The sequence below is a fragment of the Hymenobacter aerilatus genome, assembly GCF_022921095.1.
Taxonomy (GTDB): Bacteria; Bacteroidota; Bacteroidia; order Cytophagales; family Hymenobacteraceae; genus Hymenobacter; species Hymenobacter aerilatus.
Genome location: NZ_CP095053.1, coordinates 1,267,405 through 1,280,962 on the forward strand (window position 1 = coordinate 1,267,405; position 13,558 = coordinate 1,280,962).

Annotated in this window: 12 protein-coding genes; 5 read left to right on the forward strand and 7 right to left on the reverse strand. The window is 58.3% G+C overall.

Annotated features, from left to right (window positions below; genetic code table 11):
- Positions 1–47: 47 nt before the first annotated feature.
- Positions 48–734: a GNAT family N-acetyltransferase gene (locus MUN82_RS05395; protein WP_245095562.1), complete on the reverse strand. Its 687-nt coding sequence runs from the start codon at positions 732–734 to the stop codon at positions 48–50.
- A gap of 211 nt (positions 735–945) precedes the next feature.
- Between MUN82_RS05395 and MUN82_RS05400 the strand changes: the two genes are divergently transcribed.
- Positions 946–1,722: a sterol desaturase family protein gene (locus MUN82_RS05400; protein WP_245095564.1), complete on the forward strand. Its 777-nt coding sequence runs from the start codon at positions 946–948 to the stop codon at positions 1,720–1,722.
- Between the two features lie 51 nt (positions 1,723–1,773).
- Here the strand turns inward: MUN82_RS05400 and MUN82_RS05405 are convergent, their stop codons facing one another.
- Complete coding sequence (locus MUN82_RS05405) at positions 1,774–2,721, reverse strand: zinc-dependent peptidase (protein WP_245095566.1); 948 nt, start codon at positions 2,719–2,721, stop codon at positions 1,774–1,776.
- A gap of 206 nt (positions 2,722–2,927) precedes the next feature.
- Here MUN82_RS05405 and MUN82_RS05410 point away from each other — a divergent pair, with 206 nt between their 5' ends.
- The gene (locus MUN82_RS05410) at positions 2,928–3,185 is read left to right on the forward strand and encodes a hypothetical protein (protein WP_245095568.1); all 258 of its coding nucleotides are present in this window, start codon (positions 2,928–2,930) and stop codon (positions 3,183–3,185) included.
- 66 nt (positions 3,186–3,251) lie between these two features.
- Here MUN82_RS05410 and MUN82_RS05415 read toward each other — a convergent pair whose 3' ends face one another.
- Together MUN82_RS05415 and MUN82_RS05420 are read right to left on the reverse strand one after the other, a co-directional pair.
- A complete protein-coding gene (locus MUN82_RS05415) occupies positions 3,252–3,620 on the reverse strand; it encodes a low molecular weight protein tyrosine phosphatase family protein (protein ID WP_245095569.1) in 369 nt (122 codons plus the stop codon).
- Between the two features lie 18 nt (positions 3,621–3,638).
- Complete coding sequence (locus MUN82_RS05420; protein ID WP_245095570.1) at positions 3,639–6,977, reverse strand: sensor histidine kinase; 3,339 nt, start codon at positions 6,975–6,977, stop codon at positions 3,639–3,641.
- Positions 6,978–7,400: 423 nt separating this feature from the next.
- Here MUN82_RS05420 and MUN82_RS05425 point away from each other — a divergent pair, with 423 nt between their 5' ends.
- Positions 7,401–7,667 (forward strand): hypothetical protein, encoded by a 267-nt coding sequence (locus MUN82_RS05425; RefSeq protein WP_245095572.1) that lies wholly within the window; start codon positions 7,401–7,403, stop codon positions 7,665–7,667.
- Between the two features lie 58 nt (positions 7,668–7,725).
- Here MUN82_RS05425 and MUN82_RS05430 read toward each other — a convergent pair whose 3' ends face one another.
- Positions 7,726–9,129 (reverse strand): DEAD/DEAH box helicase, encoded by a 1,404-nt coding sequence (locus MUN82_RS05430; RefSeq protein WP_245095574.1) that lies wholly within the window; start codon positions 9,127–9,129, stop codon positions 7,726–7,728.
- 172 nt (positions 9,130–9,301) lie between these two features.
- Here MUN82_RS05430 and MUN82_RS05435 point away from each other — a divergent pair, with 172 nt between their 5' ends.
- Entirely contained in the window at positions 9,302–10,645 is a 1,344-nt protein-coding gene (locus MUN82_RS05435; protein ID WP_245095576.1) for an NAD(P)/FAD-dependent oxidoreductase, read from the forward strand.
- A gap of 171 nt (positions 10,646–10,816) precedes the next feature.
- On the opposite strand, the gene MUN82_RS05440 is transcribed toward MUN82_RS05435, so the two are convergent.
- Positions 10,817–11,758: a YihY/virulence factor BrkB family protein gene (locus tag MUN82_RS05440; protein ID WP_245095578.1), complete on the reverse strand. Its 942-nt coding sequence runs from the start codon at positions 11,756–11,758 to the stop codon at positions 10,817–10,819.
- Positions 11,759–11,858: 100 nt separating this feature from the next.
- On the opposite strand from MUN82_RS05440, the gene MUN82_RS05445 reads away from it, so the two are divergent.
- Positions 11,859–12,380, forward strand: coding sequence for a DUF2062 domain-containing protein (locus MUN82_RS05445; protein ID WP_245095579.1), 522 nt, complete (start codon positions 11,859–11,861; stop codon positions 12,378–12,380).
- Positions 12,381–12,497: 117 nt separating this feature from the next.
- Here the strand turns inward: MUN82_RS05445 and MUN82_RS05450 are convergent, their stop codons facing one another.
- Complete coding sequence (locus MUN82_RS05450) at positions 12,498–13,457, reverse strand: enhanced serine sensitivity protein SseB C-terminal domain-containing protein (protein ID WP_245095581.1); 960 nt, start codon at positions 13,455–13,457, stop codon at positions 12,498–12,500.
- Positions 13,458–13,558: the final 101 nt, after the last annotated feature.

Sequence of the window (13,558 nt, forward strand, 5' to 3'; positions counted from 1 at the left end):
CGCCCTACCTAGCCGCTGGGAAAGCATGAGATGAACAGTTGTATAAACTACCCTACCAGCTTTTCGAGCACGTAAATCTGCAGTTGGCGGCGGGTTTGAAAGCCCAGGCGCTCATACACGGCGCGGGCGCGGGTGTTTTCGGGGAGCACGTGCAAAAAGGGCACCCTCCCCGCGGCCATGATGCGATGCATCTGGTGTTGCAGCAGGCGGGCAGCATAGCCCTTGCCGAGATGGGCCGGGTGGGTGCATACGGCGCTCAACTCGGTGTAGGGTAGGGGTTGCAGCCGTTCACCTGCCATAGCCACCAGCTCATCGCCCTCAAAAATGCCGTGGTACTCGCCAAACTCAATGGTGCGCTGTAAGAACGGGCCGGGGTTCGTGTGTGCCGTGAGGGCTAGCATAGCAAGAATATGCGGCGGCTGCAAGGGTACTATACCAGTGCTATCAAAAGCCGGCGGGGTAGGGTGCTCGTAGACGAGTTGCAGCAAATCCTTCTGCACCAGTAACTTCCAGTCGGCCGGAATGGCTACCTCACCGGCTGTGAATAGTACGGTAGCCGTACCGGTTGGGGTAAGGTTGTGCAAATCGGCAAAGGCGCTGGCGGAATACTCGCGCAGGCCCGCAAACGCCCCGGCTTCTTTCTGCACGTAGCGCGCTTGCTCGTTGCCCATGGCGAGGTGTGCCGTGCCGGTGCATAAGGCGTTCCAGATTGGGTTGTCGAGAGGATGTGGCATAACGGAGGGTAGGGAGAGCGTAAGCGGCGAAAGCAGTGCAAAGCTACTTCCTACCCTACAAACAGACGGAAATAGAAAACCGCACGGGCCTCGTACCGTCTGTGCTTGGTGCAACCAGCAGCTGGTAGTGGCTGCCTGTTGACCTAGAGTTAGATCAGGCACATTTTTCGCCGGCTTGTGTGTTGTACACGTAGCATCTCACCCCAACCGTATGTTTTTCTCTGCCGCAGCTGCCGGTGTTGGCAGCCATTACCTATCTAATCTGGTATTGCTGACTGTGCGTTACCTCGTGTTTGCGGGCGTGGCCTACGTATTTTTTTGGGTGTGGCGCCGCGAAAAGTGGCATCACCGCCGCATTCAGCCCAAATTTCCTGAGCGCAAGCACATCGATACGGAAATCAAATACTCGATGCTCACCTGCCTAATTTTTGCTATGGTAGGCGCGGGCATCTTCGTAGCGAAACAGCATGGCTACACGCTCATCTACAACAAGATAAGCGACTATGGCTGGCTCTACATGGGCTTCAGCCTGCTGGTAGCCATTGTAGCGCACGATACCTATTTCTATTGGACGCACCGCTTTATGCATATTCCGGCGGTGTTTCGACACGTGCACCGGGTGCATCACCTCTCGCACAATCCGTCGCCATGGGCGTCATTTTCGTTTCACCCACTAGAAGCCGTGATTGAGGCGTGTATTGTGCCGTTGCTGGTATTTGTTCTGCCCCTTCACCCGCTCACGCTGGGCGTTTTCATGATGTACCAGATGGGTATGAACGTGCTGGGCCACCTGGGCTACGAGCCCTACCCCCAACATTTTTTGCGCAGTCGTTGGGGCCGTCTGCACAACACCAGCACCCACCACAACATGCACCATCAGCTGGTGAAGTGTAATTACGGCCTCTACTTTAACTGGTGGGACCGGCTCATGGGCACCAACCACGCTAAGTACCCCGAGCGCTTCGAAAAAGCGGCGGGGCAGAAGTGAATGACGCTCACTTACCCAGGACGGTCAGCGCGTAATTGGAATGATGTCCATTTACGCCGCCTGCTGCACCTGCTGCAAATGACAGTCCTTGTACTTCTTGCCGCTGCCGCAGGGGCAGGGCGAGTTGCGGCCGAACTTTTTGTGGCGGCTGCGCAGGCTCCGAATCCACTCGCGCGGGTCGGTGGCGAGGCGCAGGAAGCGCTTTTTGGGGTTCTGCCGAAACGCTCGCATCAGCAGTTGGTACAGCTCGGGGTGGTGCTCCTGCAGCTTCTCGGGCTTCTCGAAGAAGTATTCCGTCACGACGGCAAAGAACTCGGCCTCGTTGGTGGCAGCGTAGTCATTGATTTCGGAATTGCCTGCCCGAATGGCCTCTATTTCGCGGTGCATCACCTCAGCCCAGGGTTGTAGCAACTCGGGGGGTAGGGCCACACTGGGCACGCCATCAATCACGCCGTCGGCCTGGTCGAGCATGTGCGCAAACTCGTGAATGCCCACGTTTTGCTTGTCGATGGTATCGGCGAAGCCCTGTTCCAAGGAGGCTTTCGAGAGGTGCATATAGTGCGCGCCCTGAAAGCCCCGCACGGAGCCCAGCAGCGTACCGGCCAGCGGTTTGATTTCCTTGTTGGGGTCGTCGGGGCTTTGCCAGGCATCGGGCACAATCAGCACTTCGCCTAAGTTGCCATACTCCCACTCCGGAAAGCCAAACACCGGAATAACAGCCGAGGCCGCCACCAGTAGGCGTGTGGTGTCGTCTACTTCCGTCTGGATGCCGCGGATGCTGGTTTGGGCCAGAAAAACCTGGATTCGGCGCTCGAAGCGGTGCTTGTCGTCCTTGGTCAGGGAGAGATAGAAGGCTACGCGCTCAGTGAGAATCTGGCGCCAATCGTCGGGAAACTCTTGGGCCAGGGCGGTAGCGCGGGTGCGCGCATCGCGGGTGGCGTATCGGTAGAAAAAGAAAACAACCAAGGCCACAAAGGCCGCGAAGAGTACATAGTTCATAGCCCGTTGCTAACGGACATCGTGGGCGAAGGTTGGTGGCCGCAGCGAACTACGGCAGCAAGGCAGCGCAACGCCTAGTGGCAGAGGTAGGAAGCTAGCAAAAAATACGGATAGCGTATAGGGTAGAACTACTGAAAAAGCGCCTCCGCCTGTCTGCCGAAAAAGTAGCTGCCGTACACAGCAAGTGTACCAACCCTACCCATCCTATGCCACTACACCGGGAGTTAGACAAAAAGCTAAGCAAAATATATGAACCTTCGACCAGCATCGACGACGTGTTCAAGGGCTACGACATCACCTTTGTCACCAACGAGCACGGCGAGCCAGTGACGCTGTTCTTCGGGAAGCGTCGGCCCGATGGGCTGATAGCCGGCGAACGATACACGCGGACCATCAAGCGCCAGCCCAACAGCCTGGAAGTGAAATCGAGCCATTGGGACAACCGAGGGAAGATCATGCGTTAGAAACGCTACCCTATACAAAACCCCAACAGGACTCGGAGCCGTGTTGGGGTTTTGTATAGGATCTTGCTACTGACTAGAACCAGTTGTGAAACTAGGTAGATGCTCTGCCAGTCGCTCGCGAAGTAAATCCTGAAGCACGGCATCCAGAAACTGAAATTTGTCGGGGATGCGTAGGTTGATGATTTGCTTGCCGGCCAGCTCTGCGGCAAACTTTTGCCGCAAGATGTCGGTGTGCTTTTTCTCCATCACAAACACCACATCGGCCCAGCCCAAATGCCCAGCCGTAACGCGTACTCTGGCGCCCGGCTCGGTGCCGGCCGAGCGAGCCTGGTAGTGAGGATGATGGTCGAACAGCCGTTCGGCCGTGAGGCTGCGCCAGCGGTTTTGGCTGCAGATAAACAAAAGCTGACGCGGTGATGGGGTAGGAGCAGGCATGGAAGCAGAAGAATGAACTTAGGCAGCGGTGGGTACAGGAACCCGGAGCCGTACGTAAGCGCCAGCGTTGGAGCCAATAGCCAGCGTGCCCCCAAGCAGCGAGACCCGGTCGCGGATACTGCGTAGCCCCAGGCCGTTGTATTGTAGGGCGTTGGTTGCAAAGCCCGGCCCGTTGTCCTCGGCCCGCAGCAGCACAAAGCCCGGCGTGCCTTCCAGTTCCAGGCTTGCTTCGGTAGCGCCATGGGCGTGCTTCACAATGTTTTGTACCATCTCCTGCGCCATGCGGTAGAGCGCCAGCTGCAACGACGCCGGTAGCGGCGGAAGGGTAGGATCGAGCTGTACCCGGCACACAAAACGCAGCTGCGGATCGGGTATTTTCTGACACAGGTCCTGCAACGCGGCCGGCAACCCAAACTCTTCCAATACCATGGGTACCAACTCGTGCGACAAGACACGGGTTTGGCGGATGGCCTCGCTCAACAAGCGGTTGGCTTCCCGTTGGGCCGGTGGCAGCGAGGCAGTGTTGCCTGCAGCCGAGCCTTTTAGGTAGTCGAGGCTTAGCTTGGTGGCGTAGAGCAGTTGGCCCACACCATTGTGCAGGCCCTCGGCAATGCGCTTGCGCTCCGCTTCCTGGGCGGCTTGCACGGCTTCAAACAGCGCTTTCTGCTGCTGTAAGCGCAACTGTAGATTGTCAGCTTCTAGGCGCTGCACCCGGCTGATGTCTAGGTCTACGCCCAGCAGGCGCACGGGCTGGCCGGTTACGTCGCGTACGAGAACGGCTTTTAGGTGCATGGTGCGTTCTTCGTGGCCTACCTGTAGGCGCAGGATTTCCTCGAAGTCGGTGGGGGTAGTGGTGAGGGCCTGCACGACGCGCTCAGCTACGGGACGGTCGGCGGCCGTGGCGTAGTTGAGGTAGACAGTAGGCCGCACTGGCGTGCCGGGCTCCAAGTGAAAAAGGCGGTACATACCCGCCGACCAGCGCAGCTCGCCCGTGGCCAGCTCAAGCATCCAGCTGCCTAGCTGGGCCACCTGCTCCGACTGCTCCAAGAGCCGCAGGTTTTTCAATAGCTCCTGCTCGGCCAGCTTGCGCTCGGTGATATCGAGATTGGTGGCTACCACTCCATCGTCCATTTTCACAAACTGGCACGAAAACCAATGGTCGAAGCCCTCGTGGCCGTAGTAGTATTCCATGCCCTGTGGCTGGCCGGTTTCAACGGCTTGGACAAGAAGATCAAACAGCCCCGTTTGCCGAATGCCGGGATATTCCTGGGCGTACAGCTTGCCTACCAGGTCGGTACGCCCAATGGCGCGCACCAGCTCTTTGTTGACGATGGCAATCCGGAAATCCTGTATCTCACCAGCTTCGTTGCGCACGGCGTGCAGTACCGACACGGCCAGCAAACTGGTATCAAATACTGATTGCAGCAAGTCGCGACTTTCACGCAACTCGTGGGTGCGCTCGGCCACCAACTGCTCCAGCTGCCGGTTGAGGGTGAACAGTTGCTCTTCAATGCGGGCCCGCTCCACAGCGGCCCAGGCACGCTCGGAGGTTTCCTGCACCAAGTTTATCTCCAGCGGCGTCCAGTGCCGAGGAGTGCTATGCACAACGCACAGAACGCCCACTGGCTGGTCGTTTTTGATAACCGGAACATTGATAAAGGAAATGACCTGAAGCTGTATACACAGCTGCCGCAACGACTCATCGACCAGAGGAGTAGTCTGGACGTCCTCTACCACAATGGGCTGGCCAGCACGCAGGGTAGCACTGAACAGGGGCAGTTGATCCAGGTCGTATTCACCCGCTACGGAAGGTAGCCCCGCGTGTCGCGCATCGCGGCGGATGAGGCATTTTCCGTGTATTATTTCGCCGTAATAGCACCGATCAGCCTGGAAGAACTGTTGGGCTACCAGGGTCGCCGCCGCCTGGATAGCTACGGCGTCGGCCAATGGGCTGAGGACGTCGCTAAGTTGCAGCAAAAACGATTTGCGTTTTGCGCGTTCCTGCAAAGTGGCTTCGGCCTGTTTGCGGGTCGTCACATCGCTGAAGACACTACATACCTGCCGGCTACCTGCACCGCCCATGCGCGCGACGTACCCCTCGTACCAGCGGGCGGTGTCGGCGTGGTAGTTTTCGTAGCGCATAGGCTGCCCCGTGCGCACCACCTGGGCATACGTTTCCAGCCAGTAAGTTTCTGATTTAATGGGTATTTCGCTGCGTATTTTGCCAAGCACGTCGCGTACGCCGGTTTGCCGCTCAAAGGCTTGGTTCACTTCCAAAAAACGGTAGTCAACGGCTGTGCCCTGTGCATCGTAGAGCAGCTCAACTAGGCAGAAGCCTTCATCAATTGTATTGAAAAGTGTGCGGTACTTATCCTCGGCGTACTGCGCTACTTCATCCTTGAGGTGCAGCGCCTCTTGTTCGGCTTGCTTGCGGGTGGTGATGTCGCTGGCCGCGCCTACCCACTCCACCAAGTGGCCGTGGGCATCTAGGACAGGTACGGCCCGCGAGTGCACCCAGCCAACGCTACCATCGGCCTGAATAACCGGGTGCTCGTGCTCGAAGAGGCTTTTCGTTTGAATGGCCTGGTCAATGACAGCCTGCACCTGGGCCTGCTCTTCTACCGGAATATACGTGTGCAGCCAGGAAGCCGAGGAGGAAAGCGTATCCGTTAGAAACTCTTTGCCCACCAAAAAATACATCTGGTGCCAGTCGGGGCTCATCTTGTATACCATGTCGGAGCTGACCGTTACAAACAGGCGAAATTGCTCTTCAGAGGCCTGTAGTGCCTGCGTTGCTTGCTGCTGCCCAGTATGGTCTTCTACTACGCCTTCCAGCCGCACGGCCGCGCCAGCTGCGTTGCACACCACCCGGCCGTGCGATTTTAGCAGACGCCACTGCCCATTGGGCCACCGGATACGGCGGGTATATTGGTAGGGCTGCTTGTGCGCAATGGCCTGCTCGAGGGTGCGTTGCACGGCCAGCACGTCATCGGGGTGGGAGCGAGCATCAAGCCACGCCAGCGAAGGCGTAAACGAACCGGGCTCCTCATTGAGCAAGCGAAACAGGCCCGCCGAAAAGTGAAAGGCGCCGCTGGCTAGGTCTAGCTCGTAGCTGCCAATGTGCGCCACTGCCTCGGCCGCTTGCAGCCGGGCTGTGCTGGCAGCCAATTCCTGCTGGGCTGCGTGCAACTCCTGGTTTTCCTGCCACAAAGCGGCCTGCTGGGCTAGCGCCTCAGCTAGCAGCGCCTGGGTTTGGGCAAGGTTGAGGCCGGGCGCCGCGGCTTGCTGCTGCAGGCGCTGGTAGGCTACTCTGGCGTTGTTGCCGGCTGATAGATCTGGTGAGGATGTTTCTTCCATTGGGGTGGGTAAAAGAAACGTGTAGGAAAGAAACAGCTGTCAAAATCACAAGCGTGCGGTACTGCGGATAAGCCTACCCTGGAAACAGATAAAGTCGGTATCTGACACCCGAGAACGGCTTTTCTGCAGGCTGAACCGTAGCGTAGCTGGCAAGTAAAGATAGTCTTTCCTAGCGGGTCAGGAGCAGAAAATGAACTTGTATACCCCTACCCGGTAGGGTACAGGAGCTGACGACTTTTCTTCTATCTGCATAGGACCCAATGCCGTCAGGTACTATTTTGGTGGCGTTGTTTAGCTTATCCTATCTGTATTGATGCATTTGTACCAACCGGGCCTGCATATTCTGGCCACGTTTATGGCGCCCCCAGCCGGTTTGCTCGATGCTGCCTAACGCTGGTATAGAGCAGCAGCCAACCTACCGTGGTGGGGCGCAGGTGTAAAGGCGGCCCGTGGTGGAGCGGACGCTATGGCATAACACTGTTTCTGGGTGTAATAGCCTTACTTGCCTACGCCGAGGAAGGCCTCTGGGACGGCCTCGTATGGCGCGAGCATGGTAGCGTGTTCGGCTGGTTTCAGCAACTACCTGCCGTTGCCGACCCGCTAACGCTCACACTTCTAGTGCCCCTGCTGGCCCTACCCCAAATGACACACTACGTGCTGGATGGTTTCATCTGGCGACGCGGGCAGTAAGTGATAGAATAGGCGGTATAGGAGCGGCTCGCAGCTACTCCTAATACTGTGCAACCAGCTACGCCACTATCGATACGCGCACTTTCTTCCCCTTCACCTTGGCACCGGCTAAGCGCTCGGCTACTTCCTGGGCCTGTTGGCGCGGCACGGCCACGTAGCTGTAATAATCAAACACCTCGATGTGGCCAACTTGCTCGCGGGCCACGCCGCCCACATTCACGAAAGCGCCTACCAAGTCGTGGGCGCTTACCTTGTCCTTCTTGCCGGCTGATACGTGCAGGGTCACGTTCTCGGGGCGAGGGGCTTTGGGAAGGGCGGCGGGTAGCTTACTAGCTTTCACGGGCTGCCATTTGATGGTTTCGGCTACGGGCCACTTCTGCACATGTGCTTGCTCCTTGGGGGTAGCCAACAGATGGGCGGTACCCGCAGCACCCGCTCGTGCCGTGCGGCCAGCGCGGTGCTGGAAGCTGTCGGCTTTGTCGGGGGCATCGTACTGAATCACGGTGTCGAGGGCTGTCACATCAAGGCCGCGGGCGGCTACGTCGGTGGCCACCAGCACCTGGCTAGAGCCGTTGCGCAGCTTCAGCAGAGCTTTGTCGCGCTCGGGCTGGGGCATTTTGCCGTGCAGCGTTTCGGCCGCGATGCCGCGGCCTTGCAGGAAGCGCGTAAGCTCCTGGCACCGCTCGCGGGTGTTACAAAACACCAGCGCGCGGCCCGTCTCGGGGCGTTGTAGGAGGTGGTAGAGGGCAGCAGGCTTTTGCTCGGCAGTACCCACATGACCCAGCAGGGTCAGATTTTCGGGCAGCTCGGCGGTGTCTTCGCCGGCATTCACCACGCGGGGGCGGGTCAGGTTTTTGCGAATCAGCTCTACCACTTTCTCCGACATGGTAGCTGAGAACAGCAGTGTTTGCCGGCGCCGGGGTAGGCGCTTCACAATCTCTACCAACTCATCCTGAAAGCCCAACTCCAACAATTTATCCGCCTCATCCAGTACCAATGATTTCAGCTGATTGGGTACAATCGTGCGCCGCTCGAAGTGGTCGAGCAGGCGGCCGGGTGTGGCCACCACCACGTGCGGCGCCTGCTGCAGCGAAGCCCTTTCCTCCCGAAACGCGTGCCCGCCGTAGAACGCCGCCACGCGCAGGTTGGGCAGATATTTTCCGAGTTTTTTGAGGGCGTCGCGTACTTGCAGGGCCAACTCGCGGGCGGGCACCAATACAATAATCTGCACCGCATCCTGCTGCACGTCAACTTGTTGAAGTACAGCCAGGCCGTAGGCAGCGGTTTTGCCCGAGCCGGTGGGGGCCTGCCCGGCCACATCCTGGCCGTCGAGGGCCAGGGGTAGCACTTGTGCCTGCACGGGGGTAGGGGCCGCAAACTGCAGCTCATCTAAGGCTTGCAGTAGAACAGGGACTAGGCCGAGGTCGGCAAAGGTAGGGGCGGGCGCGGGGGTAGCAGTCATGCGAAATTGAGGCGAAACCACAAAGGTAGCCCCTCGTGATGGAAGTGTGGGCATAAGCCCAACAGGGAGGCAAAGTTACTTAAACCACAGGGGCGTTTTTGCAGTTAATGCCTGAAGGCACTGGCCTGTTCTCCCTGTCTGCTTTCCTCGCTATTCTTTTTCCTCTCGCTGTATGGTCACTCCCGAAACACTTTCCCTAAATATCCCGGCCACCAAAAAGCCCCGCGTTGTCATCATCGGCAGCGGGTTTGGGGGCGTCAACCTAGCTAAAAATCTGGCTGGCCACGAGTTCCAGGTGGTCATGTTCAGCAAGCTGAATTACTTCGGTTTCTGGCCGTTGCTCTACCAAGTAGCGACGGCCCGCTTGGAGCCGGAAACCATTGCCGAGCCCATCCGCAAGCTGTTCGATAAAGACTACCCCGACTTTCACTTTCGCCCGGTGCGCGTCACCAACGTAGACCCGGCTGCCAAAACCGTGACGACGCTGGTAGGCGAGTTGAGCTACGATTACCTGGTTATTGCCACCGGCACGCGCACCAACTACTTCGGCAACGACCAGGTGAAGCAATTCGCTTTCCCGCTCAAGCAGGTGTCGGATGCTGTGAGCCTGCGTAGCCAGCTGTTGCAGGCGTTTGAGCAGGCCAACATGACCAGCGACCCTGCCATACGCGAGCAGCTGCTGAACGTAGTGGTAGTAGGCGCTGGCCCTACGGGCGTAGAAATGGCCGGTTCTATTGCCGAGATGCGCGCCCACGTGCTGCCCGAAGACTACCCTGGCCTAGATTTCAGCCAGATGCACATTTATTTGGTGGAAGGCCTCGACCGCGTGCTGCCGCCCATGTCGCCCGTGTCCAGTGCCCACACCCACGAGGATCTGGAAGAGTTGGGTGTCATTGTGAAAACCAACACGCTGGTAGAAAACTACGACGGGCAGGTAGTGAGGCTGAAAAACGGGGAGGAAATCCGGGCGCGGACGCTGATTTGGGCTGCTGGCGTGACGGGGGCAACCGTAGAGGGCATGCCTAAAGAAACGCTGGAACGCGGCCGTTACGTAGTCAATCTCTTCAACCAGGTGCAGGGCTACTCCGATGTGTTTGCCATCGGCGACATTGCCCTGATGCGGAGCGAGAAATGGCCCAACGGTCACCCCGGCGTGGCGCAGCCCGCTATTCAGCAAGGCGTGCACCTGGCCAAAAACCTGCACCGCCTGCGCCGGAACGAGAAGCTGGAGCCGTTTTCCTACTTCGATAAAGGCTCCCTGGCCATCACCGGCCGCAACCGCGCCGTGGCCGATCTACCCGGCGACAAGCACCTGAGCGGCTTTATGGCCTGGGCTGCGTGGCTGTTCGTGCACATCTTCTACCTCATCGGTTTCCGCAGCAAACTGGTGGTGATGGCCAACTGGGTGTATCGCTTCTTTACTTACCAGAGCGGCACCCGCGTAATTATCAGCCCCTTCGTGCGAAAGGATGATGTGAAAACGCAAGAATTCATGCAGCGTCAACAGATGGAGTAGAGGTGAGTGGTGAGACACTGAGTAAAAAACGTGTGTCATCCTGAGCTTGCGAAGGACATTATCACGAAAGAACGAAAGACCTAACAACGACTCGTTCTGCGGGCATAAGGTCCTTCACTGCGTTCAGGATGACAGCCGTATTCTTTAACTCATTATCTCACTATTTTACCTCTACTCCTCCTCCGGCAAATTCACTAGCCGGTAGCGTACGGCGTGGCGTTTGGGCTTGATATCGTGGCCGATGTAATGGGCGTAGACCTTCGTGAAACAGGCGCCGTAGTAGAAAATCATGGCGCAATAGAATACGAAGAGCAGCACCAGTACAATACTGGAGGCTGGTCCGTAAATGGGGCCAAGGTTGCGCGGCACCAGCAGGTAACTAAGGATGAATTCGCCCAAATCGATGAGCACGGCCGTGAGCACGGCGCCGGGCAGCACGGCCCGCCACGAGACAATGGCCAAGCTGAGCGTGCGAAAGGTGAAGGCAAACCACGCGATTAGAATCAGCAACGAGGCCAGCCGGTTGAGCGTTTGCACGGCATAATAGCCAAACGAAGCATTAAAATCGACGAGGGAATGGGCGAACAGTGAGAGCAGCGCATCCATCAAAAAGGCCAACATGGAAAGGCCCGCCGTGGCCAGCAGCACGCGCAACGAGCGGCCTCGTTCCTTCAGGAGGTTGGAGAACGGCGAAAACCCGTTTTCCGGTCGGATGCTCCAGAGCTGGTTCAGCGAGTGCTGGATAACGACAAACAGGGTGGTGGCGATGAACAGCAGAAAGGCAAAGCCCAGCCACGTGACGGTGCGGCTGCGCTCCACGTTGGTCACGTTTTGCAGAATCTGTTGTACCAACCCCGCCGCCGAAGAGCCCAGCAAGTCAGCCACCTTCGTGAGCAGCATTTGCCGCACAATGGACTTGGAATAGAGTGAGCCCAGCACCTGAATCAGGATAATGACGATGGGGGGGAGGGCAAACGTGGTGAAAAAGGCTGTGGCTGCGCCTAGCCGTAGCGGGTCGTTGGCCGACAACATCCGGCTAGCACGGCGCAGCAGCACCAAGAAATCCGCCCACTCTTTTGGCCGGAGCTGGCCTGGCACACGTACTTTTGTCATTCCCTGATTGCTTCGTTGGCCAGGTAAGGCCGGAGCGAATTGCGAAGATACAACGCACGAGTGCCCATCGGCTACCTTTGCCCCAAAAACCTGTCTTGTTTTGGTTGAACCCATTACCCCGTTGCCGCCGTCAGAGCCGTCGCCTTCCTGGCTGCGCCGCCGGGTGCTGCTGCCGTTACAAAATATTCTTAAGCAGGGGCTTACCCCGCACCAGCTGGCCCTCACTACGGCCGTAGGCGTAGCCATTGGCCTGGTGCCGGTGCTGGGTGCTACCACACTGCTGGGCACGTTGGCAGCCGTGCGCCTGCGGCTGAATGTGGCCGCTATGCTGCTCATTAGCCACCTGATGAGTCCGCTACAGCTCTTGCTGATGTTGCCGCTGCTGCGCTTCGGGGCACCATTGCTGGGGGCCAACGTGCAAACCCTGACAATGGGCCGCGTGCGCTACCTATTCACGCACGATCTGGGCGGGGCTTTCACGCTGCTGTGGCGCGCCGAGTTGGGCGCATTGCTGCTCTGGCTGCTGGGCGCGGTGCCGCTGGGATTTCTCCTGTATTTCAGCGCACGGCCTATTTACCAGCGGTTATTGCGGAAAAAAGCCCTGGAAGAAGTAGGAAGCTAGCGGATACGCAAAGGCCGTCCTGCTGAGCTGGTCGAAACATCTCTACCGTGAGTAATTTCTTTACTATCAGTAGAGATGTTTCGACCAGCTCAGCAGGACGGCCTTTTTGTACCCCCTTTACTTCTGATAAACTGGCTCGCTTTGCAGGAAGTACTGGTTGATGGGCTCGCCCGAAGCGGGGTCGATGAGCATCATATCCAGTTGGGGCTGGTTGGTGAGGTGCTCTTGCAGCATGGGACCGAGCTCCTGGAGGAAATCGGGGTTGGCAGTGGTGGAGTGGAAGGCCAGCAGCAGGCGTGGCGGTTCCGGCGCGTTCTGAATCTGCATCTGGGCCAGGTAGGCGGCTTCGATGTCGGGATTGGTGGCGCAGTAGGTGCGCACGGCTTCGGCCAAACCAGCCGTCGACTCGTGGGGTGGGCCCAGGGCCACCTGCATCTGCTCGCCTTCACCCTCGCCGGGAATGTTGGTGAGGTTGCCGGTCAGCAAATCGGTTAGCTCGGCGGCAGGCAGCAGCTTGCCAATGGGCGAGAAGGGGTTGAGGGCACAATCAGCCCCTTGCACCATCTGAAACAGGTCGATACCACGCAGGCGCAGGTAGGAAATTGTGTCCTGCTCCACGGCCCCGTCGCTCACGCGCTCCAGCGACGTAAATACCGGAATCTTACCGTCATTCAGCACTTGCAGCTGAATCTCCATGCCTTCAGTAGGCGTCACCTCACCGGGTTCCAGATCTTCTCTGGGGTGCAGCACCACCACTACTTCTTCCTGCAACAACGCCCGGTAAAACAGCGGCCGAATCTCCTGCTCGGCGGCGGCGCGCATCAGCAGCTCTTCCAGCACGTTGGTGGGCTCGAAGTCTGGCATAGGCGGCATAGGCGGAATATACGGCTCCGGCATAGGCGGCATGGGTGGCGGGGTAGGCGCACCAGCTTGCACGGGCGAGGTATAGTTGGAGCCCTTGTAACGCGGTCCGGCGGGAGAGGCCGGCTGCTCGGGGGTAGAAGGGGTAGGCGTAGTCGACGGCGTAGGAGTAGAAGTCGGCTCGTTTTTAGGTTTCAGAAAGTCAAACAGACCCATAAAAAGAAGTCAATAACGAATTAGGAAGGCCAAGCTAGGCAATTTGAGACAAACTCACGCGGCTTTTTACGCAGTTCATATGTTGCTTCAATAGCAAAATG

Excerpts from the sequence above, each read along its gene's own strand:
- MUN82_RS05435 (WP_245095576.1), top strand. The coding sequence starts at position 9,302 with ATGGTCACTCCCGAAACACTTTCCCTAAATATCCCGGCCACCAAAAAG.
- MUN82_RS05400 (WP_245095564.1), top strand. The coding sequence starts at position 946 with ATGTTTTTCTCTGCCGCAGCTGCCGGTGTTGGCAGCCATTACCTATCT.
- MUN82_RS05395 (WP_245095562.1), bottom strand. The coding sequence starts at position 734 with ATGCCACATCCTCTCGACAACCCAATCTGGAACGCCTTATGCACCGGC.
- MUN82_RS05430 (WP_245095574.1), bottom strand. The coding sequence starts at position 9,129 with ATGACTGCTACCCCCGCGCCCGCCCCTACCTTTGCCGACCTCGGCCTA.
- MUN82_RS05450 (WP_245095581.1), bottom strand. The coding sequence starts at position 13,457 with ATGGGTCTGTTTGACTTTCTGAAACCTAAAAACGAGCCGACTTCTACT.
- MUN82_RS05420 (WP_245095570.1), bottom strand. The coding sequence starts at position 6,977 with ATGGAAGAAACATCCTCACCAGATCTATCAGCCGGCAACAACGCCAGA.
- MUN82_RS05405 (WP_245095566.1), bottom strand. The coding sequence starts at position 2,721 with ATGAACTATGTACTCTTCGCGGCCTTTGTGGCCTTGGTTGTTTTCTTT.
- MUN82_RS05415 (WP_245095569.1), bottom strand. The coding sequence starts at position 3,620 with ATGCCTGCTCCTACCCCATCACCGCGTCAGCTTTTGTTTATCTGCAGC.
- MUN82_RS05410 (WP_245095568.1), top strand. The coding sequence starts at position 2,928 with ATGCCACTACACCGGGAGTTAGACAAAAAGCTAAGCAAAATATATGAA.
- MUN82_RS05440 (WP_245095578.1), bottom strand. The coding sequence starts at position 11,758 with ATGACAAAAGTACGTGTGCCAGGCCAGCTCCGGCCAAAAGAGTGGGCG.